Raw genomic sequence first — 1,184 nt, 5'->3', positions numbered from 1 at the left:
ATGTATAACCCAAGGCAACTTGCGGTTATATGGTCAAGCGAATAAGCGCACACGGTGGATGCCTTGGCGGTCAGAGGCGATGAAGGACGTGGCAGCCTGCGAAAAGTATCGGGGAGCTGGCAACAAGCTTTGATCCGGTAATGTCCGAATGGGGAAACCCACCCGCTTGCGGGTATCCTGCAGTGAATACATAGCTGCTGGAAGCGAACCTGGTGAACTGAAATATCTAAGTAACCAGAGGAAAAGAAATCAACCGAGATTCCGTAAGTAGCGACGAGCGAACGCGGACTAGCCCTTAAGCTGGATTGGTTCTAGGAAAACGCTCTGGAAAGAGCGGCCATAGAAGGTGATAGCCCTGTATCTGAAAGGGCCATTCCAGTGAAGACGAGTAGGGCGGGGCACGTGAAACCCTGTCTGAACATGGGGGGACCATCCTCCAAGGCTAAATACTACTGACCGACCGATAGTGAACCAGTACCGTGAGGGAAAGGCGAAAAGAACCCCGGAGAGGGGAGTGAAATAGAACCTGAAACCGTGTGCGTACAAGCAGTAGGAGCTCCGCAAGGAGTGACTGCGTACCTTTTGTATAATGGGTCAGCGACTTACTGTTCGTGGCAAGCTTAACCGTATAGGGGAGGCGAAGGGAAACCGAGTCTGATAAGGGCGCATAGTCGCGGGCAGTAGACCCGAAACCGGGTGATCTAGTCATGCCCAGGGTGAAGGTGCGGTAACACGCACTGGAGGCCCGAACCCACTCCCGTTGCAAAGGTAGGGGATGAGGTGTGATTAGGAGTGAAAAGCTAATCGAACCCGGAGATAGCTGGTTCTCCTCGAAAGCTATTTAGGTAGCGCCTCATATGTATCCTCTCGGGGGTAGAGCACTGTTATGGCTAGGGGGTCATCGCGACTTACCAAACCATTGCAAACTCCGAATACCGAGACGGACTGTATGGGAGACACACGGCGGGTGCTAACGTCCGTCGTGAAAAGGGAAACAACCCAGACCCACAGCTAAGGTCCCAAATTTTGTGCTAAGTGGAAAACCATGTGGAAAGGCACAGACAGCCAGGAGGTTGGCTTAGAAGCAGCCACCCTTTAAAGAAAGCGTAATAGCTCACTGGTCGAGTCGGTCTGCGGGGAAGATTTAACGGGGCTAAGCACAGAACCGAAGCTTGGGGTGCATA

The 1,184-nt window shown here is 52.8% G+C and carries 1 rRNA gene; it reads left to right on the top strand.

From position 1 onward, the window contains the following. Positions 1–31: 31 nt before the first annotated feature. Positions 32–1,184 (top strand): 23S ribosomal RNA (locus ACTXG9_RS19545); the annotation flags it as partial.

Source organism: Stenotrophomonas maltophilia group sp. LNF247 (assembly GCF_054083135.1).
The sequence above is the reverse complement of the archived record's forward strand: the minus strand, read 5'-3'. Positions and strand labels throughout refer to the sequence as shown.